This is a genomic window from Actinomadura rubrisoli (assembly GCF_004349215.1).
Lineage (GTDB): Bacteria > Actinomycetota > Actinomycetes > Streptosporangiales > Streptosporangiaceae > Spirillospora > Spirillospora rubrisoli.
Window position 1 is genome coordinate 1 of record NZ_SMKU01000186.1, and the last position, 18,337, is coordinate 18,337.

Annotated in this window: 18 protein-coding genes; 3 read left to right on the top strand and 15 right to left on the bottom strand. The window is 70.3% G+C overall.

From position 1 onward, the window contains the following. Positions 1-149: 149 nt before the first annotated feature. Positions 150-863: a PH domain-containing protein gene (locus E1298_RS28715; RefSeq protein WP_131898691.1), complete on the bottom strand. Its 714-nt coding sequence runs from the start codon at positions 861-863 to the stop codon at positions 150-152. 79 nt (positions 864-942) lie between these two features. Here E1298_RS28715 and E1298_RS28720 point away from each other — a divergent pair, with 79 nt between their 5' ends. Next, positions 943-2,091 (top strand): NADH-quinone oxidoreductase subunit D, encoded by a 1,149-nt coding sequence (locus E1298_RS28720; RefSeq protein ID WP_131898693.1) that lies wholly within the window; start codon positions 943-945, stop codon positions 2,089-2,091. 113 nt (positions 2,092-2,204) lie between these two features. On the opposite strand, the gene E1298_RS28725 is transcribed toward E1298_RS28720, so the two are convergent. The 11 genes from E1298_RS28725 to dacB form a co-directional block, all read right to left on the bottom strand. Beyond that, positions 2,205-2,678: a DUF3180 domain-containing protein gene (locus tag E1298_RS28725; RefSeq protein ID WP_131898695.1), complete on the bottom strand. Its 474-nt coding sequence runs from the start codon at positions 2,676-2,678 to the stop codon at positions 2,205-2,207. Continuing rightward, positions 2,675-3,262 carry a 2-amino-4-hydroxy-6-hydroxymethyldihydropteridine diphosphokinase gene (gene folK / locus E1298_RS28730; RefSeq protein ID WP_131898697.1) on the bottom strand — a complete coding sequence of 196 codons (588 nt, stop codon included), beginning with the start codon at positions 3,260-3,262 and terminating at the stop codon, positions 2,675-2,677. The genes E1298_RS28725 and folK overlap by 4 nt, the downstream gene beginning before the upstream one ends. Continuing rightward, entirely contained in the window at positions 3,259-3,624 is a 366-nt protein-coding gene (gene folB, locus E1298_RS28735) for a dihydroneopterin aldolase (RefSeq protein WP_131898699.1), read from the bottom strand. The genes folK and folB overlap by 4 nt, the downstream gene beginning before the upstream one ends. After that, positions 3,621-4,058 carry a nuclear transport factor 2 family protein gene (locus E1298_RS28740; protein WP_131898700.1) on the bottom strand — a complete coding sequence of 146 codons (438 nt, stop codon included), beginning with the start codon at positions 4,056-4,058 and terminating at the stop codon, positions 3,621-3,623. The genes folB and E1298_RS28740 overlap by 4 nt, the downstream gene beginning before the upstream one ends. Beyond that, positions 4,058-5,002 (bottom strand): dihydropteroate synthase, encoded by a 945-nt coding sequence (folP, locus tag E1298_RS28745; RefSeq protein ID WP_165975712.1) that lies wholly within the window; start codon positions 5,000-5,002, stop codon positions 4,058-4,060. The genes E1298_RS28740 and folP overlap by 1 nt, the downstream gene beginning before the upstream one ends. 184 nt (positions 5,003-5,186) lie before the next feature. Beyond that, positions 5,187-5,801 (bottom strand): GTP cyclohydrolase I FolE, encoded by a 615-nt coding sequence (folE, locus tag E1298_RS28750; protein WP_131898702.1) that lies wholly within the window; start codon positions 5,799-5,801, stop codon positions 5,187-5,189. Between the two features lie 5 nt (positions 5,802-5,806). Continuing rightward, positions 5,807-7,816 (bottom strand): ATP-dependent zinc metalloprotease FtsH, encoded by a 2,010-nt coding sequence (ftsH, locus tag E1298_RS28755; protein WP_131898704.1) that lies wholly within the window; start codon positions 7,814-7,816, stop codon positions 5,807-5,809. Between the two features lie 363 nt (positions 7,817-8,179). Next, positions 8,180-8,743, bottom strand: a complete 564-nt coding sequence (gene hpt, locus E1298_RS28760) for a hypoxanthine phosphoribosyltransferase (protein WP_131898706.1) — start codon at positions 8,741-8,743, stop codon at positions 8,180-8,182. 61 nt (positions 8,744-8,804) lie between these two features. Then, positions 8,805-9,911, bottom strand: coding sequence for a tRNA lysidine(34) synthetase TilS (gene tilS, locus E1298_RS28765; RefSeq protein ID WP_131898708.1), 1,107 nt, complete (start codon positions 9,909-9,911; stop codon positions 8,805-8,807). 44 nt (positions 9,912-9,955) lie between these two features. Further along, positions 9,956-11,068, bottom strand: coding sequence for a zinc-dependent metalloprotease (locus E1298_RS28770; protein WP_131898722.1), 1,113 nt, complete (start codon positions 11,066-11,068; stop codon positions 9,956-9,958). Positions 11,069-11,203: 135 nt separating this feature from the next. Beyond that, the gene (dacB, locus tag E1298_RS28775) at positions 11,204-12,514 is read right to left on the bottom strand and encodes a D-alanyl-D-alanine carboxypeptidase/D-alanyl-D-alanine endopeptidase (protein ID WP_243725872.1); all 1,311 of its coding nucleotides are present in this window, start codon (positions 12,512-12,514) and stop codon (positions 11,204-11,206) included. A 219-nt stretch (positions 12,515-12,733) separates the two neighbouring features. Here dacB and E1298_RS28780 point away from each other — a divergent pair, with 219 nt between their 5' ends. Next, positions 12,734-13,225: an inorganic diphosphatase gene (locus E1298_RS28780; RefSeq protein WP_131898710.1), complete on the top strand. Its 492-nt coding sequence runs from the start codon at positions 12,734-12,736 to the stop codon at positions 13,223-13,225. A gap of 150 nt (positions 13,226-13,375) precedes the next feature. Here E1298_RS28780 and E1298_RS28785 read toward each other — a convergent pair whose 3' ends face one another. The 3 genes from E1298_RS28785 to E1298_RS28795 all read right to left on the bottom strand — a co-directional run bounded on the left by E1298_RS28785 (position 13,376) and on the right by E1298_RS28795 (position 17,520). After that, a complete protein-coding gene (locus E1298_RS28785; protein WP_131898712.1) occupies positions 13,376-14,674 on the bottom strand; it encodes an NlpC/P60 family protein in 1,299 nt (432 codons plus the stop codon). Positions 14,675-14,782: 108 nt separating this feature from the next. After that, positions 14,783-16,573 (bottom strand): RNA polymerase sigma factor, encoded by a 1,791-nt coding sequence (locus E1298_RS28790; protein WP_131898714.1) that lies wholly within the window; start codon positions 16,571-16,573, stop codon positions 14,783-14,785. Positions 16,574-16,818: 245 nt separating this feature from the next. Continuing rightward, a complete protein-coding gene (locus E1298_RS28795; protein WP_131898716.1) occupies positions 16,819-17,520 on the bottom strand; it encodes a nuclease-related domain-containing protein in 702 nt (233 codons plus the stop codon). Positions 17,521-17,690: 170 nt separating this feature from the next. Between E1298_RS28795 and E1298_RS28800 the strand changes: the two genes are divergently transcribed. After that, positions 17,691-18,337, top strand: a 647-nt coding sequence (locus E1298_RS28800; RefSeq protein WP_131898718.1) for a MerR family transcriptional regulator, incomplete at its 3' end; no start/stop codon positions are given.

Here is an 18,337-nt window from a genome sequence, read left to right on the forward strand (position 1 = left end):
GCCATGGGGAGGACCCTGGCCGCCACCGGGCGGTGGCCCGTGCGGTGGTCCATGGGGATGGCCGTACGGGGGACCGTGCGGAGGGCCGCCGCCAGGGGGCGGGCCATACGGAGGGCCTTGGCCGCCGGGCGGCGGGCCGTAGGGGCCGGTCATAGGCCCATGCTCCGCTGCTCGCCCTTCTGGGCGAGACGATCGCGGAGCTGGGCGGCCTCGGCGGCGGGCAAGCCGGGGATGGTCGCGTCGGTCGCGGCGGCGGCGGTGTGCATGCGGACGGTCGCGATGCCCATCCACCGCTCCAGCAGACCGGCCGTCACGTCCACGAACTGCATCCGTCCGTACGGGACGACGATGAGGCGCTTCACGAGCACGCCGTGGGTGACGATGAGGTCGTCCGCGCGCTCGGCGTGACCGAAGGACCGGCGATCCAGCTCGGCCATGATGCCGGTGAGGCCGACGGCGAGCAGGACGGCGGCGACCCACAGGACGACGGCGAGCACGCCGCCTCCGTTCCGCCACACGAGGAACCCGCCCAGGGCGCCGACCGGAACCGCCCACAACGCGGCCGTGAGCAGGCGGTGCCAGGTGTGCCGCTTGGAGATCGGCGCCCACTGGAATCCGCCGCCGGGCGCGAACGCCTGGTCGGCCCGGTACGCGGGCGGGGCCGCGACCGCCGCGCCCGGCTGCTGCTGCGCATAGGGATCCGGCGCCTGCCCGGGCTGCTGCCCAGCCTGCCGGCCGCCGGGCTGCGGCCCGAGTTGCTGGCCCTGCTGCTGGCTTTGCTGCTGGCCGGGCGGGGTCGCCGCGCCCTGCGGTGCAGGGTGCGCGGCGGGCTCGTATGGCGGTTCGCCGTGGCTCGCGTTCATCGCCCCCTAGTCAACCGGAAAACGAGCACCGCTCGCCATGGCACTATGTGGCGGTGATCGGAGCGGCGGAGACGCGACCATGAGCACCGAACGGATCGTCGGGATCGGGGCGGGCGCCAAGGAGCTCGCCACCGAGGACATGACGTTGAACATCGGGCCCCAGCACCCGTCCACGCACGGCGTGCTGCGGCTCCGGCTGACGCTGGACGGCGAACGCATCTCGGCCGCCGAACCCATCGTCGGCTACATGCACCGGGGCGCGGAGAAGCTGTTCGAGGTCCGCGACTTCCGGCAGATCATCGTGCTTGCCAACCGGCACGACTGGCTGTCGGCGTTCGCCAGCGAGCTCGGCGTCGTCCTGGCCGTGGAGCGGATGCTGGGCATGGAGGTCCCGGCCCGCGCCGTCTGGGCGAGGACACTGCTGGCCGAGCTCAACCGCTGCCTCAACCATCTGATGTTCCTCGGCTCCTATCCGCTCGAAGTGGGCGCCATCACGCCGATCTTCTACGCGTTCCGCGAGCGGGAGGAGCTGCAGCGGGTGATGGAGGAGATCTCCGGCGGCCGGATGCACTACATGTTCAACCGGGTGGGCGGTCTGAAGGACGACCTGCCCGCCGGATGGACGGCGCGCGCGCGGCGCGCGGTCGGCGAGGTCCGGGGCCGGATGGACGACATCGACGATCTCATCATGGGCAACGAGATCTTCCGTGCGCGAACGCGCGGCGTGGGGGTGCTCACGCAGGAACAGATCCTTCAGTACGGGGTGTCCGGGCCCATCTCGCGCGCGTCCGGGCTCGACTTCGACCTGCGGCGGGACGAGCCGTACCTCGCCTACGGCGACCTGGACGTGCGCGTGGTCACCCGTACGGAGGGCGACTGCCTCGCCCGGTTCGAGTGCCTGCTCGACCAGGTGCACGCGTCGCTGGATCTGGCCGACGCCTGCCTGGACCGTCTCGCCGAGCTGCCGCCCGGGCCGATCAACCAGCGGCTGCCGAAGGTCTTGAAGGTCCCCGAGGGCCACACCTACGCGTGGACGGAGAACCCGCTCGGCATCAACGGCTACTACCTGGTGTCGCGCGGCGAGAAGACGCCGTGGCGGATGAAGCTGCGGTCCGCCTCTTTCAACAACATCCAGGTCCTGACGGAGCTGCTGCCGGGCACCCTGGTCGCCGACATGATCGCGATCCTCGGCTCGATGTTCTTCGTCGTGGGCGACATCGACAAGTAACCCCCGCGAGCGCTCGGACCCCGGGGAGCCCTGGGAGCGTTCGGAGCCCCGGGAGCGCTCGGAGTCCCGCGCTCCGGGGGCTCAGCGCTCCCCGGAGCGCGGGTCGGGAGCGGTCAGGCGTGGGACGCGCCCCGGTTGCGTTCCTGCTCGTCCGGGTCCTTCGGGACGCGGCAGGAGTACTCCAGGAAGAACGCCGCGCCAACCAGAACGACGGCGGCCAGGAACGTGCCCCCGCTCACGAAGAAGTCGTCGCGCGGCGTCGGCTTGTCGAGCGAGTCGCCGAGGCTTGCGGCGAACCCGGCGAAGATGCCGGCGAGCACCGCGGCGGCGTGCGCGCTGGCCTTGCCCAGTGCGGCCATGCGCGCGACGACGAGGGGCTCCACCGGCCTGGTGTTCGGCTTGCGGCGGATGCGGCGCAGGACGTTCACACCGGTGAACCCCTCGCCGAGCGCCAGCAGCAGCAGCGTCGGCACCGCCGTCCAGGGCAGCGGCGGCAGCGAGACGTAGGCCGTACGCAGCACCGCCCACGAGATCAGTGCGAGGACGACCACGAGGGCGACGAGGAACAGCGGGCGGGTCGGTCTCATGCAGGCTGCTGAAGCGTCAGGTCGGTCCGCCGGCGAACCGCCGACGGTCCCCCCTCCGCCTGCTTCGCCTCGGCCAGGTCGCCGACACGCCCGTGTCCGGGCAGCAGGACGTCCGGTTCGATATCGGCCCACGGGACGAGCACGAACGCCCGCTCGTGCGCGCGGGGGTGGGGGAGCGTCAGTTCGGGGTCTTCGGAGGAGATGTCGCCGAACACCACGATGTCGATGTCGAGGGTGCGGGGGCCCCAGCGGACCTCGCGGACGCGGCGCATGGAGTTCTCGATGTTGAGGACGCGCTCCAGGAGGTTCTCCGGCGGCAGCCGGGTATCGGCCACCAGCACGATGTTCAGGTAGTCGCCCTGCTCGGGGAGCGTCTCTCCGGGGGGCGCGTAGGGGGCGGTCTCGTAGACCGGGGAGAACGCGACGAACTCAAGTCCGGGCGCGTCGAACAGCGCGTCGACGGCCTCCTGGATGTTGTCCAGGCGGTCGCCGAGGTTGCTTCCGAGCGAGAACACGACGCGGTGCTGGACCAGCATGTGGCCGCCGGTGGCGGTGCGGTCGGGCATGCGGTCGGACGCTGTCATGGGCGACTCCTCGTGATCTTCACGGCGACGTCCGTGAAGGGGTACGGCACCGGGGCACTCGGCTTGTGGACGGTGATCTCGGCCTTCGCCACCATCGCGTCTTCCAGGCATATCTTCGCCAGCCGGTCGGCGAGCGTTTCGATCAGGTTGACGGGCTCTCCCTCGACGACGGCGACCAGTCGGCCGGCGAGCGATCCGTAGTCGACGGTACGCGAAAGGTCGTCCCCGGCGGCGGCCGGACGGGTGTCGAGCCCGAGGACGACGTCCACCACGAACTCCTGCCCCAGCTCGCGTTCGGCGGGCAGGCAGCCGTGCCGCCCCCGGGCCCGCAAGCCGCGCAGTTCAATGTGGTCGAGAGTCATTCTTCCTCTGCATCCGCGCCGTTGAGCACTGGCGAGCCGTGGTGGAGCAGGAGCCGCCACTCCCCCTCGGCCCGGACGAACACGTTGGTGGCCACGATGCTGCCCCCGGCGAGGAACCCGGCCTCGGTGTCCTCGTCGGCGGTGAGAACGTTCTCCTTGCAAGTGACCACCGCGTGATCGCCGTAAACATCGGTCTCGACGTCGGTCAGCACGAACTGGATATAGGGCGTGTTGGCCATGATGAGGGCCCAGGAGCGAAGGACCTCCTCACGTCCCCGCAGCATCGTCCAGCCGGGATGCACGCACGAGACGCCCGCCGCGTACGGGCCGTCCGCCCACACCGCGGACATCCGGTCGAAGTCACCGGCCTCGAACGCGGCATAGAACTCCGCGTGGACCTCGTCCAGATCGGCACGGTTCACAGCACGGCTCATCAACTGTCGCTCTCGGAGTCGGCGCGACCGTCCGCCGCGGCAGGTTCGGCTTCGGAGATGTCTTGCGGCGGCCAAGCGGCCTCTTGCGGCGGCCGTGCGGCGCGGATGGCGGCGGCCACGCGCACGGCGTCGACGTTGGGACGGACACGGTGCACGCGCACGCACCACGCTCCCCCGACGGCCGCGAGGGACGTGATGGCCACGGTCGCGTCGTCGCATTCGGCGAACGGCCGACGGGTCCCGTCAGGGTCGGCCAGCAGGCTGCTGAGGAAGCTCTTGCGGGACGCGCCGACCAGCACGGGATGGCCCGTCGAGGTGAACGCGTCCAGATGGGCCAGCAGCGCCCAGTTGTGGCCCGCCTTAGGGCTCTTCGCGAATCCCAGCCCCGGATCGAGGACGATCAGGGACGGGTCGACGCCCTCGGCCAGGACGGCCTCGACGCGGCGCAGCAGTTCCTCGCGGACCTCGCGGACGACGTCGGCGTACACGGCCCGGGTCTGCATGTCGTGGCTGTGCCCCCGCCAGTGCATCACGACGTACGGGACGCCGGTCGCGGCCACCACACGCGGCATGTCGGGGTCGGCCAGGCCGCCGCTGACGTCGTTCACCAGCCGCGCCCCGGCGGCGACGGCGGCCTCGGCCACCTCGGCCCGCATCGTGTCGACGCTGACGGGAACGTCCTCGGCGGCGAGCGCCTCGATCACCGGCACCACCCGGCGCAGTTCCTCCTCCAGGGAGACGCGCTGCGCGCCGGGCCTGGTGGACTCGCCACCGACGTCGACGATGTCGGCGCCCTCGCCGACAAGGTCGAACCCGTGCCTGATCGCCTTCTCCGGCTCGAACCAGGCGCCGCCGTCGGAGAAGGAATCGGGGGTGACATTGACCACGCCCATGACGAGGCAGCGCCCTGGCGCGGGCAGCCCCGGAGCGGCGGCACTGGTCATGCCGCCAACCCTATGCCTTGCGTTCAACCCGCCCACGCGCCGCCCCGATGATCTAGTCGTCCCGGATGACCCCCTTTGCCTGGCGGCCGCCGAGGTGCGGCGGCGGAGAGACAACGCTGAACGGGCCTCAGCGCGATGCTGAGGCCCGTTCAGGTGGTCCGGGGAACCGGATTAGGGTCGGCGATCAGTAGCGGCCGAGGATCAGGCTCATCGCCTCGGAGCGGGTCTCGGGATGATCGCGGAAGTCGCCGCGCACCGCCGAGGTCACCGTCTTGGCGCCCGGCTTGCGGACGCCCCGCATCGTCATGCACAGATGCTCGGCCTCGATCACCACGATCGCGCCGCGCGGTTCCAGCACGCTCATCATCGCGTCCGCGACCTGGCTGGTCAGCCGCTCCTGCACCTGCGGCCGCCGGGCGTACACGTCCACCAGCCGCGCCAGCTTCGACAGGCCGGTGATCTGGCCCTTCTTGTTGGGTGTGTAGCCCACGTGCGCGACCCCGTGGAACGGCACCAGATGGTGCTCGCACACGCTGTAGACCTCGATGTCCTTCACCAGGACCATCTCTTCATGGTCGGCGTCGAACACCGTGGTCAGCGCGTCCTCGGGGCGCTGCCGCAGGCCCGCGAACTGCTCGGCGTACGCGCGCGCCACCCGGGAAGGCGTGTCGCGGAGCCCGTCGCGATCGGGGTCCTCCCCGATCGCGAACAGGATCTCGCGCACGGCCTTCTCGATCCGCGCGTGGTCGAACCCCGGCGGATCCTCCTGCACCGGCTCCTCGCCGTACGGGACGGCCAAGACGATCAGCTCTCGCCCTGGGCCGGATCGACGGCCTCGGAGGAGACGCCGCCGCCGCTCTGACCGTTGCCCTTGGTCAGGTCGGAAACGTCCTGCGGGCCGAGCAGGGCCAGCTCCTTGGGCGTGAGCACCGGCGGACGGTCGGACGGGAGGCGCTTGCCATAGCCGGTGTAGGAGTTCTGGTGCGGACGCTTCGTGATGGGCGCGAAGATCTCCAGCACCTGGTTCTTGGAGAGGGTCTCCTTGTCCATGAGGTTGACCACCAGGTCGTCCAGGACGTCCCGGTACTCCACGAGGATCTCCCACGCCGTGTCGTGCGCGGACTCGATGTACCGGCGGACCTCGTCGTCGATCGCCGAGGCGATGTCCTCGGAGTAGTCGCGCTCGTGGCCCATGTCGCGGCCCAGGAACACCTCGCCGGCGCCCGTGCCGAACTTGCGGGCGCCGAGGCGCTCGCTCATCCCGAACTCGGTCACCATGTTGCGCGCGATCGACGTGGCCTTCTCGATGTCGTTGGCCGCGCCCGTGGTCGGCTCGTGGAACACCAACTCCTCGGCCGTACGGCCGCCCAGCAGCATCGCGAGCTGGTCGTTCATCTCCGAGCGCGTCGTGAGGAACTTGTCCTCCATCGGCAGGGTCATGGTGTAGCCCAGGGCCCGGCCGCGCGGAAGGATCGTCACCTTGTGCACGGGGTCGGCGTTCGGCAGCGCGTGCGCCACCAGCGCGTGACCGCCCTCGTGGTAGGCGATGATCTTCTTTTCCTTCTCCGACATCACCCGGGACTTGCGCTCAGGCCCGGCCATCACGCGGTCGATGGACTCCTCAAGGGTGTCCATGTCGATCAGCTTGCGGTCGAAGCGCGCCGTGAGCAGCGCGGCCTCGTTGATGACGTTCGCCAGGTCGGCGCCGGTGAAGCCCGGGGTGCGGCGCGCGATCACGTCCAGGTCGACGTCCGGGGCGAACGGCTTGCCCCGGCCGTGCACCCGGAGGATGCCCTTGCGGCCCTCCAGGTCGGGCCGGTCCACGGTGACCTGGCGGTCGAAGCGCCCCGGACGCAGCAGCGCCGGGTCGAGGATGTCGGGACGGTTGGTCGCCGCGATCAGGATCACGCCGCCCTTGACGTCGAAGCCGTCCATCTCGACCAGCAGCTGGTTGAGGGTCTGCTCGCGCTCGTCGTGGCCGCCGCCGAGCCCCGCGCCGCGGTGCCGGCCGACGGCGTCGATCTCGTCGATGAAGATGATCGAGGGGGCGTTCGCCTTGGCCTGCTCGAACAGGTCGCGGACGCGGGAGGCGCCCACGCCGACGAACATCTCGACGAAGTCCGAACCGGAGATCGAGTAGAACGGCACCCCGGCCTCGCCGGCCACCGCGCGGGCCAGCAGGGTCTTGCCCGTGCCGGGCGGGCCGTACAGCAGCACGCCCTTGGGGATCTTGGCACCGATCGACTGGAACTTGGCCGGGTTCTGCAGGAAGTCCTTGATCTCCTCCAGCTCCTCCAGGGCCTCGTCGGCCCCGGCCACGTCCGCGAACGTGGTCTTCGGCGTGTCCTTGGTGATGAGCTTGGCCTTGGATTTGCCGAAGTTCATCACGCGCGAGCCGCCGCCCTGCATCTGGTTCATGATGAACAGGAAGATCAGCACGATGACAACGATGGGCAACAGGCTGAACAGCAGGTTCAAGAAGAAGCTCTGCTTCGGCACCTCGACGTTGTAGCCGCCGGGGAGCTTGCCCGCGTTCGCCTGCTGCTGGAGCTGGTTCTGCAGTTGCAGTCCCTGGCCGTCCACCCATGAGGCCTGCTGGTGCTTGTTGTCGGTGAGCGTGACCTCGATCCGCTGGTCCTTGTCAATGATCTTGGCGGACTTCACCTTGCCCGCGGCGATCTCCTGGACCACCTTGGAGGTGTCGGTCTTCTCATACGAACGGCCGGGGTTGACGCCCCACATGACAAGGGCGACCAACAGCCCGAACAGCAGGATCCACAGCAGCGGCCCGCGAAAATAGCGCTTCACGTCCATTTATCCGGTTACCCCTTCGGGGCCCGTCCCTCCTGACCAACGTCTGTGTGCGATCCTCGTCCGTCCCGGGGGGCGGACGCCACTGCGACCAACAAAAGGCCCGTAGCCCGGGGCTCCGGACCGACCGAGGCGGTCTCCCTCATGTGGCTCCCGGACCGAAGGGCCCGGGACACCGACGGTACACCGCAAGGCACAGGAGACGCAGCCACGCCGAATCTCCTGATCCTTTCCATATACCCGTCAACGACCTTTGCAACGATCCGTCACGGCCCCTTGTTCCCTGGTGACCCCACCAGGGCCCTCACCAGCCCCGCGACGAGCGGATCGCCACGCCCGCCGTCCTCGCCGGGCCTGGCCCCGTCCCTAAGCGCCCCCGCCCCCGTACACGTGCGGTGCGAGCGTGCCGACGAACGGCAGGTTCCGGTACTTCTCCGAGTAGTCCAGCCCGTACCCGATGACGAACTCGTTCGGAATGTCGAACCCGATGTACCTGACATCGACCTCGGTCTTGACCGCCTCCGGCTTGCGCAGCAGCGCACAGACCTCCAGCGACGCCGGACCCCGCGAGTGCAGGTTGCTGACCAGCCAGGACAGCGTGAGACCCGAGTCGACGATGTCCTCCACGATGAGCACATGGCGATCGATGATGTCGGTGTCCAGGTCTTTGAGGATACGCACGACGCCGGACGACTTGGTCCCCGAGCCGTACGACGACACGGCCATCCAGTCCATCGAGGCGGGCATGTGCAGCGCCCGCGCCAGGTCGGCCATGATCATGACGGCGCCCTTGAGGACCCCGACGAGCAGCAGGTCCCTGCCCTCGTAGTCGGCGTCGATCTGCTCGGCCAGCTCCCGCACCTTGGCCTGCAGCCGGTCCTCGGGGATCAGTACCTTCGCCAGATCCGTGCCCAGGTCCTTCTCGTCCACAACCCCACCCTCATCGCTGTGACTCGGACGCGCCCCGCGACGGCTCGCACACGGCGCGACATCAAACCGGGCCGATCAGCAGCTTCCCATACCGCCGGAAAGCGCGAAGGCCCCCGGGGAGGTCGACGTGCCGCTGGCCGTGCCAGGCCGTGACCAGCCGATCCACTGAATCGACATGGACGGCCGCGAGCGTACCCGGTGGGCTGCCGGCGTCGACGGCCGCCATCCGCAACACCCGCGTACGGACGGCCCTGGGCAAGTCGCCGAGCCCGTCCACCCGGATCGCGACACGGGCGCCGTCGCCTACGCCTCGTCCGGCCTCTCCCGCCTCTCCCGCCTCTCCCGTCTCCTCTGGTTCATCGCCAAGGGACGCGTTGGATGCGGCTTCGGGCACTTGGAGATCCGCGTAGGCCCGTCTGGCGAGATCGTCGAGAGCGTCCGCGTCGTCGCGCAGCAGCCGTCCCGTCCGGGCAAGGGCTTCGGCCACTCCGGGTCCGAGTGCCTCCTCCAGCGCGGGCAGGGCATCGTGCCGGACACGCACACGCGCATAGGCGGGATCGTCGTTGTGCGGGTCGTCCCAAGGCTCCAGCCCCATCGCCAGGCAGGCCCTGCGAACGGTCGCCCGACCGAGCTCCAGCAAGGGCCGGCAGTAGAGGACGCCCGCTCCGTCCCCAGCAGGCGAAGCGGCGGGCCGGGTGAAGGACGGCGACATCCCCGACAGCGAGCGGGCGCCGGAGCCGCGTGCCAGCCCGAGAAGGACGGTCTCGGCCTGGTCGTCCCGGGTATGCCCGAGGAGCACCCCCGCCGCTCTCAGGCGGCTTGCGGCCCCGTCCAGGGCGGCGTAGCGGGCGTCGCGGGCGGCGTTCTCGGTCCCGCCCCGTCCGTCCACGGTGACGGCGATCGAGCCGACCGGGTCGAGGCCAAGACCGGCGAGGAGGCGGACGACGGCGTCGGCGCGCTCGGCCGAGCCGTCCTGCAAACCGTGGTCGATCGTGACCGCACCGGCCGGACGCCCCGAGCGCGGCGCCTCGAAGGCCAGCGCCCCGGCGAGCGCCAGCGAATCGGCGCCGCCGCTGCACGCCGCGAGCACCATCGCACCGGGCGGCAGGGTGGCGAGCGCCTCCCGTACCGCCAGGCGTACCGCCGCCACTGCCGGATCAGGGCCCATGGGAAACCTCTACCACCCCACGGCGGCGAGCGTCCGGACCAGGCTCAGGCTTCGCTGGCCTCCGGTGGGGCCACGTCGATGGCGCGCGGCCCGACGACCCGGTCCATCCACAGGGCCGGTTCCTTGATCTCCGCATGCGTGGGCAGCGTCTCGGGCGACTGCCACACCTGGTTGAACCCGGCCATGCCGGCCTCGGTGACGACCCGCCGCACGAACCGCGAACCCTCCGCGTACTGCTTCATCTTCAGGTCGATGCCGAGGAGCCGCCGGATCGTCTTGTCCAGCTTGGAGCCGCCGTCGCGCCGTCCTTGGAAGCGCGACCGGATCTGCTGCACGGACGGCACGACCTCCGGCCCGACCGCGTCCATGACGTAGTCGCCGTGCCCCTCGACGAGCGTCATCACGGCGGTGAGCCGATCGAGGATCTCGCGCTGCTCAGGGCTCTGGATCGCGTCGATGAGGTTGGAGTCGCCACCGCGCACGGCGTCGGCGACGGCCTCGGCCGCGTCCCGGATCCGGTCCAGCATCACGCCCGGGTCCAGGTCGGACGCCAGGAGGAACTTGGTCATCTGGTCCTGCACGTACTCGCGCAGCCAGGGCACACCGGTGAACTGGGCCCGGTGCGTCTCCTCGTGCAGGCACACCCAGAGGCGGAAGTCGCGCGCGTCCACGCCGAGTTCCTGCTCCACGTGCACGATGTTGGGGGCGACCAGGGTCAGCCGTCCTGTAGGGGCGTTGCCCGACGGGTCCGGCGGCAGGAACAGCTCGTACTGGCCGAGGACACGGCTGGCCATGTAGGCCAGGATCGCGCCCACCTGCATGCCCGTCACCCGTGACCCGACGGCTTGGACGACCACGTTGCCCGCCCCGCCGAGCGGACCGGGACCGCGGCGCTCCGACATCTGCTCCATGAGCGGTTCGAGCACCACCCGGAAGCCGTCGACGTTCGCCCGGATCCAGCCGGGCCTGTCCACGATCGTCGCCGGGGCCGGATCGACCTCGGAGGCCATGCCGGTGAAGTCCCGGACGTGCCCGTGGGCGAGCCTCGAAAGCTCGCGCAGCTCCGCCACGACCTCCCGGGCCTCGTCGTGGCTGACCTGGGGACCCGGCCTGACGAGCCGGCTGCCTGCCTGGACCGCCACGTTCCAGTCGATCATTGAGGCGCTCATGTACTCCACCGTACGTCTCGGACGCGGCGCCGCGGCGCCTCTGCACGATCGTTCAACGAACAACCGTTCTGGTTATCTCCCGTACGGGCCCGCCCACACTCGGCCTGGCAGATCAAGGCCGCGTCAGCCGCAACCGCAGGTGGCGAGGGCCGCGGCGAGCTGGTCGAGCTTGCCCGGGTCCACCGGCCCCTTCCCGTCGCCCGCCATGAACGCGAACGCCAGCAGCCGTCCGTCCGCGTCGTAGGCGATCCCGGCAAGCGTGCTGATCCCCGCGAGCGTGCCCGTCTTCGCGCGCACGAGCCCCGCCCCGGCCTGGCTGGTCGGGCCCGTGTAGCGGGGCGGACGCAGCGTCCCCGAGAACCCGGCGATCGGCATCCCGGTGATCACCGACCGGAGCTCAGGGTGTTCGGGCCCGGCGGCGAGCGACACGATGCGGGCGAGCGCGATCGGGGAGATCCGGTTGCGCGGCGACAGCCCGCTGCCGTCGTTGACCAGCACCCCGTCGGCGACACCGAGCCCGGCGAGCACCTGCCGGACGGCCTGCGCGGCGCCCGCGAACGACGGCTGCCGACCCTGCTTGATGGCGACCTGCCTGGCCATGGCCTCGGCCACGTCGTTGTCGCTCTCGGTCAGCAGGTGCTCGACCAGCGCCGACACCGGGGGCGACCGCACGGCACCGAGCTGGGCGGCGCCCTTCGAGGCGACCGCCGCGCGTCCGGCCTTGGCCGCCACACCGTTCCTGGACAGCAGCCGAGCGAACGTCCCCGCGGCGGCGGCGGGCGGATCGGACACCCGCTCCTTCCGCGTCGGATCGCCCGGGGCGACGCGCCCCTCGTCCACGGTCAAGCCCGTGACCGGTGCCAGCTCGCCATCGGGCAGGTAGTTGGGCTTCCAACTGGCGGCGCTGCCAGGCCCTTGGTAGGCGGACGCGTCGTAGTCCACCTGTACACGCCGCACACCGGACGCCTTGAGCGACCTGGCGGTCTGCTTCGCCAGCTCCGAGAGCGACGCATATGGCGGATGGCTCGCGTCCGGGCGCGCGGGAAGGGCCGTCAAGGTAGGATCCCCGCCTCCGACCAGGACGACGCCGCCGCCTGCGCCACGCACGACCTGCGTGATGATCCGGTGCTGGGGACCGACTGTGGCCAGTGCCGCGACGGACGTCGCCAGCTTCGTCGTCGAGGCCGGGGTCGCCGGCACATTGGCGCGCTGCTGGAACAATGGACGGCCGGTCACGGCGTCGACGACCACTGCGCTGACCTTCGCGCCCGGGCCGCCGACCAACGGGGACAGCCGTCCCGCCAGGATGGAGGGGCTCGGCACCTTGGCAGCGGCGGGGTCGGCGGCCGGTATCGCGGCCGACGCCTGGACGAGGTCGCGCTCGGCCACGGACGGCGGCTGGGGCGACAGATGGCGCTCGGGTGTGAGTTTCACCACTGCCAGCCCTGCGACGGCGGTGAAAACATTAAGGAGGGACAGTGACAGCACCGCGAGGGTCCGGCCTCGTTCAGGCACGTGACCGCCCCTCTCCCACTCAGCACTCACCAACGTGCGACATCCTTATATAAGGGAAGACTCACTGTGGGGGTCGGCCTCGCCCGCACAGACTCCCGAAGACTATTCACTGCGACCGCGCAGGGAGCGGAGGACATCTTGGATTTCGACGTCACCATTGAGATCCCGAAGGGCCAGCGGAACAAGTACGAGGTGGACCACGAGAGCGGGCGCATCCGTCTCGACCGCATGCTGTTCACCTCGACCCAGTACCCGGCCGACTACGGGTTCATCGAGGACACGCTGGGGGAGGACGGCGATCCCCTGGACGCGCTGGTCCTGCTGCAGGAGCCGACGTTCCCCGGCTGCCTCATCCGCTGCCGCGCGGTGGGCATGTTCCGGATGACGGACGAGGCCGGTGGTGACGACAAGGTCCTCTGCGTCCCCGCGACCGACCCGCGCATGGAGCACCTGCGGGACATCCACCATGTCCCCGAGTTCGACCGCCTGGAGATCCAGCACTTCTTCGAGGTCTACAAGGACCTGGAGCCCGGCAAGTCCGTCGAGGGCGCCAGCTGGGTCGGCCGCGTCGAGGCCGAGCTGGAGATCGAGCGATCCCGCAAGCGCGTGGTCGACCAGGGCGGCCACTGAGGGCCACAGGCGGCGCTGATCCGCTCCCCGCCGCCCGCACTGCGCAGCCGGTGAGAACCCTTCCGTACGGACGCCGCACGGAGGGGTTCTCGCCGTCTGGCGAAGTGCCGGACGGTCGTCTTCCAAAGCGACACATCAGCGTCTAATCAGTCAGCCGGTCGGGCGTGTCGCGCCGATCAGGTCATGCCGGTGGACGCTGGAGATCCGCACATGCGCGCCGGTGTACGGCGCTTCCACCATCCGGCCGTCGCCGATGTAGACGCCCACGTGGTGGATCGTGTCCGGGTTGGACTTGTCCCTGGCGAAGAACACCAGGTCTCCGGAACGGAGCGCGCTCAACGGCACGTGCGGCCCCGATGTCCACTGCGTACCGGTCCAGTGGTCGAGCCGGACGCCCGCCTTGGCCCACGCGTACATCGCCAGGCCAGAGCAGTCGAAGCCGAAGATTCCCGAGCCGTGGGCGATGCCGAAGCTCGGTCCGCTGACCGTGCCCCCGCCCCAGGAGTACGGCGTCCCCAGCCACTTCAGCGCAGCACGGGCGACGAGCGCACCCCGCGCCGCGGACGCGACCGGACGACCCGGCCCGATGGAGACGGCTCCGACCTCAGTCGCCTCCAGCGCCCGTTCGCGGGCACGCTCCAGCGCTCGATCCAGAGCGCGTTCCCGCGCGCGCTTTACTTGAGCCGCGTGCTCCTGAGCGCTGCCAAGCCGCCTTTCCAGGCTTCGCTTCTCCGCCTCTATGCGCTGCACGGACGCCTGCTGCCGTGCCACCGCGTCCTCGGCGAACCGCTTAGCGTCGTCCGCCCGTCTTGTCGCGGCCCCCTGCTCCTCGAACGCGGTCTTCGCCTGCCTGCGGAACATCTCGGCGACGTTCTTGGACGCCTCCACGCGGCTGACCATCCCGGCCCGCCGTTCGGCCAGCACCTTGACCATCCCGGCACGGTCCATGAAGCCCTGCGGCCCGCCGTTTCCCACGAGCGCCGACGACATCTGGTCGTAGCCGGTGTTGTGCTGGTAGACCTGCGCGGCGAACGACGCCAGTTCCGCCTGGCTCTCGGCCACCCGCCGTACGGCTTCGGCAACGCGAGCCTGGGTGTCCTGGTATGTCTTCTGGGCACGTTCCAACATGACGCGCTCGCCGTTGTACCGCTCTACGGCGGCCTCCGCGGCGATGGCGAGCTTGTCGAGTTCGCCGTCCGCGAGTGCGAGCCTGGCCTTCGTCCGGCCGACCTCCGCCGCCCGTTCCTGGACCTGACGCTCGCTCTTCTCGACATCCCGCTCGCTGGGGGCCGGCCTGGTCGCGGGCCGGGCGACGGGACCGGCCGACGCGGCCGGAACCAGCCAGCTCATGCCGATCGCCAGGCCGGAGGAGAAGGCGATCAGGCGCAGGGTTCCGGCCCGTGCGGAGAGCGGCGTCCCGCGGCGAAGCTGTGCTGGTCTCGGTGCCATGAACACCTCCTCCCCCAGGCATGTATTACTTAGCGCAAATGATCATCTACGAAGAGTAGTGAAGTTGGCCAACGATCGGAACTTCCGTCGCACCCGCGTGGGAGGGGATCAGGCTGAGCCCTGCGGCGTGGGGCTCTCACCGGACGTGCCCGGAGAATTCGGCGTCTCCGAGGACGGAGGAGGCTCGGCACCGCCACTGGCGGGAGGCGGGTCGGACGGCGCCGGTGGATCGGAGGGCGGTGGTGCCGAGGACGACGGCGGCTTCGGCTGGGAGGACGGCGGCCGGGTCTCCGGCCGTTCGGACGCAGGCGGCGTGGACGGATCCGTAGGACCCGTGGGCGTTGGCGTGGGGTCCGGGCCGGGGTCCGGTTCGTCCGGGCGCCAGGTGACGTGCACCTGTACTCCGCCGGGCTGGAACGTAATGCCGCCTTCACCGCGCGAGCGGGCGTTCCGCTCGACATGGACGCCGATGCTCACCGCCCGTCCAGCCTCCAGATACCCGGAGGACTGGCTGGGCCGCGCGGAACCCCACCCCTTGGCGCGCCACGCGACCGGCTTGCCCTCTGCCCGCAGTTCGACGGTCCCGTCCGAACCCCCTGCAAGGTCGAGGAAGAGCGGAGAAACGGCCAGAGTGCCGACGGGGACCGACGCCTGGCCCCCGGAGACGTTCGGGAGCACCGGATCCGAGGACGGCGACGGCAACGCTATCGGTGGCGCGGACGATGCCTGCGAGCCGAGCGGGAACGTGGCCGACACGGGAACGGGGTCGATGCTCCCGCTTTCGTCCGGCAATCCGGCCGGTGGATGGTCCTGTACCGGCGACTGCGGCAGCCCTGGCACAGCTGTGGGAAGTGGACCGTTGAGAGTGCCCGCCGGCCCCGCGCCGCTTCCGTCCACGCCGAAGAACCCGTACATGGCCGCGAGCCCTCCACCGAAGAGCAGCGCCGTCACCGCGAGCACGGCGGCGACACGGACCGCCTGCGCCCTCGTCCCGCCCTCCGCCTCCGCATCGCCGCGCGTCCTGCGGAAGCGACGGAGCCATGAGAGCCCGCCACCGGCACAGGACGCCAGGAGCGGACGGGTCGACTGCTTGGACTGGGCAGGGAACCCGTTGGGCGTGAACTCGGTGACCCGGGTGGCGACGAAGAGCCGGTAACCGACGAGATCCGGGTCGAGGAAGCAGCTCATCACCCGCAGCCGCAGCTCGTCCGGCGGAACCGCGTCCGGCAGCAGCCCGTACACCTTGGCGGCCGACACCGTACGAGGACGGAACGCTCCGCATGTCTCGCACTCCTGAGCATGCTCCACCAGCCGCCCGCTCAGATCAGACGTCAGCTCACCGCGCCGCTCACGCAGCAACACGGCACGTGCGGAACAGCCGTACGGCCCCTGGCTCGCCAGTACCTCGGCCGTCAGCGCCTCTTCGAGTTCGCCATGCGCGCGATCGAGCGCCGCCTGTGCCTCCCTCACGGGCAGGTCGAAGATGGCCGCCAGGTCGGGCACCGACAGCTGGTGCCGCACCCGGAGCTCCAGGATCTCCCGCGTGACCGGCCGCAGTGCCAGCACGGCCTGCCACGCCGTGATCCGCTGGTCGACATCCTCCTGATCGTGGCTCGCGATCGGCAGATCCGGCGATTGCCCGCGCGGCGGCAAGCGCCGCGTGCACTCCAGCCGGGCGATGGCGTACAGCCACGGCCCGAACCGGTCGGGATCGCGCAGCTTGCCGATGTGCGCCTCGGCGACGATGAACGTGTCCCGCAGCGCGACCTGGGCCGCATCGCGCCCGCGCAGCTGGAACCAGCAGTACGCGTAGAGCCGGTCGGCATAGGCGCCGTACAGCGCGGCCGGGGCACCCGGGTCACGCTCGCGCAGCGCCTCGACCAGCAGATGGTCGTCCATGCCAGAAAGGTAAGCGCTGAGAGCACCCCTTTACAGGCGAATTCAGAAGGTCAAGCACCTCCACCGAATTCCATTCCTGTTAATTTAGTGATGCTTTTCTGAAGTGCGGCTTATGAGGAAAAACTAGGCACTTGAGCGAGCTGTCCGAAATATCTAATGGCCCGTTGACCTGCCTCTACTGACGGTATGCGTCTGATCCAATACGGACAGCACAGATCGCGTTGCCGCCGCCGGTAGCACATACCTCACCTGCGAGTAAGCATTTCCATCATGGGCGGCAGCAGCCGCTCCGCGGCCGCCGCGATCGTGGTGACCTGTGCGCTGGTAAAGATCACAGGACGCTTCGCGAAAGCTCGTGGAACCATGCGCGCCGAACAGAAGAACACGTCACGGTGCCAGAACCCGTCCCGGGCACCCCGCGCACCGTGCACGACCACAACCGCCGTGACCGACACGTCGCAATCCAGCTCTCCGGTCAGCAACTCGGCGACCTCCCCGGCTGCTCGTCCGGCCACACCGGTCACGCCCCGGACAGGCCGCTTCCCCACCCAGAGCCGATGCTGCTCGGCCCGAAGCGGAACTCCCCAGCGGAACCGCCTGCTGGCGATCGCGTAGACGCCCGTCAGGCCGATCACCAGGTGGTCGAGGTTAGCGGATGCGCCAGGCAGCGCCCGGTCGTGAAGCACGTGATACCCGGCCGGATCCAGCCTCGCCAGTCGCCGCCCAGTACGACGCTCGGCCTGGGCGCCACGCCGCCAATTCGTCGTGGGCCCCGGCCGTACTCGCGTGTAGACCACGTGCCCGGCGAAAGCGGCGACCGCCACCACCGGTCCCGCCCACCAGACGCTCACCCCGGCCGCGATCACCCCCGCACCGCAGGCCAGCAAGCCCCGCATCACGCGCCGTTCCCAACGATGCTCGGCGGCCAGCGCGCGATAGCGGAACATGGCCGAGGCCCCGGCGCTGGACGCCCCGACCCCGCTGCTCCGCACCTGAATGCCCCTTCTCTCGGCCCCCGCAGCCGCATCTGGAGGGACAAGCGTGCGGCAGTCCACCCCGCCGTTCAAGACCTCCCTCGAATTTGACAGTGTCATCGTGACAGTGTCACCATGGGGGCATGGATGGGACGTGGACGATCACCGAGCTGGCGGAACGGGCCGTCAAGGCCCTCGCGGTCGGCGAATCCGCGCAGGTCAGCGGCCGGGTGCGCGACATGCCCAACGAGCGGCTGATCCGCTGGTACACCACGATCGGCCTCGTCGACCCGCCGCTGGGCCGCCGCGGCCGCACCGCCCTCTACGGGCCGCGGCATCTCCGCCAGCTCGTCGCGGTGAAGCGGCGTCAAGCGGCGGGCCGCTCGATCGCCGAGATCCAGCTGGAACTGGCGGCCGCCACCGACGCCACGCTCGAAGAGATCGCCGCCCTCCCGGAGTCCACGCCCCCCACCAGCGGCAACGGCGAAACGCCGCCCTCTCCGCGCACACCCGCACAAGCGCCCGAGACCGATACCCCCGCCCGAGGGCGCTTCTGGAGCGCACGGCCCGATGTGTCCTATGGCCGCGCCGCCGCGTCCATCGACTACGACGCGGCTCGTCCCGCGGTCGTCCAGGGCGTCCGCCTCGCACCCGACCTCACGCTCCTTCTCGAGGTCGCCGATCTGAGCGGCGACGACCTGGCCGCGATCCAGGCCGCCGCCCACCCCCTGCTCGACGAACTGCGCCGCCGCGGCCTCGCCGCGCCCCCCGAAGACCCCGTGCCCCTGCC

Bases quoted from the DNA above. Each gene is read 5' to 3' on its own strand.
- E1298_RS28740 (WP_131898700.1), bottom strand. From the start codon at position 4,058: ATGAGCCGTGCTGTGAACCGTGCCGATCTGGACGAGGTCCACGCGGAG.
- E1298_RS28725 (WP_131898695.1), bottom strand. From the start codon at position 2,678: ATGAGACCGACCCGCCCGCTGTTCCTCGTCGCCCTCGTGGTCGTCCTC.
- E1298_RS28720 (WP_131898693.1), top strand. From the start codon at position 943: ATGAGCACCGAACGGATCGTCGGGATCGGGGCGGGCGCCAAGGAGCTC.
- E1298_RS28715 (WP_131898691.1), bottom strand. From the start codon at position 863: ATGAACGCGAGCCACGGCGAACCGCCATACGAGCCCGCCGCGCACCCT.
- E1298_RS28795 (WP_131898716.1), bottom strand. From the start codon at position 17,520: ATGTTCCGCTATCGCGCGCTGGCCGCCGAGCATCGTTGGGAACGGCGC.
- E1298_RS28790 (WP_131898714.1), bottom strand. From the start codon at position 16,573: ATGGACGACCATCTGCTGGTCGAGGCGCTGCGCGAGCGTGACCCGGGT.
- tilS (WP_131898708.1), bottom strand. From the start codon at position 9,911: ATGGGCCCTGATCCGGCAGTGGCGGCGGTACGCCTGGCGGTACGGGAG.
- folK (WP_131898697.1), bottom strand. From the start codon at position 3,262: ATGACAGCGTCCGACCGCATGCCCGACCGCACCGCCACCGGCGGCCAC.
- ftsH (WP_131898704.1), bottom strand. From the start codon at position 7,816: ATGGACGTGAAGCGCTATTTTCGCGGGCCGCTGCTGTGGATCCTGCTG.
- E1298_RS28785 (WP_131898712.1), bottom strand. From the start codon at position 14,674: ATGGCACCGAGACCAGCACAGCTTCGCCGCGGGACGCCGCTCTCCGCA.
- E1298_RS28770 (WP_131898722.1), bottom strand. From the start codon at position 11,068: ATGATCGACTGGAACGTGGCGGTCCAGGCAGGCAGCCGGCTCGTCAGG.
- folP (WP_165975712.1), bottom strand. From the start codon at position 5,002: ATGACCAGTGCCGCCGCTCCGGGGCTGCCCGCGCCAGGGCGCTGCCTC.
- folB (WP_131898699.1), bottom strand. From the start codon at position 3,624: ATGACTCTCGACCACATTGAACTGCGCGGCTTGCGGGCCCGGGGGCGG.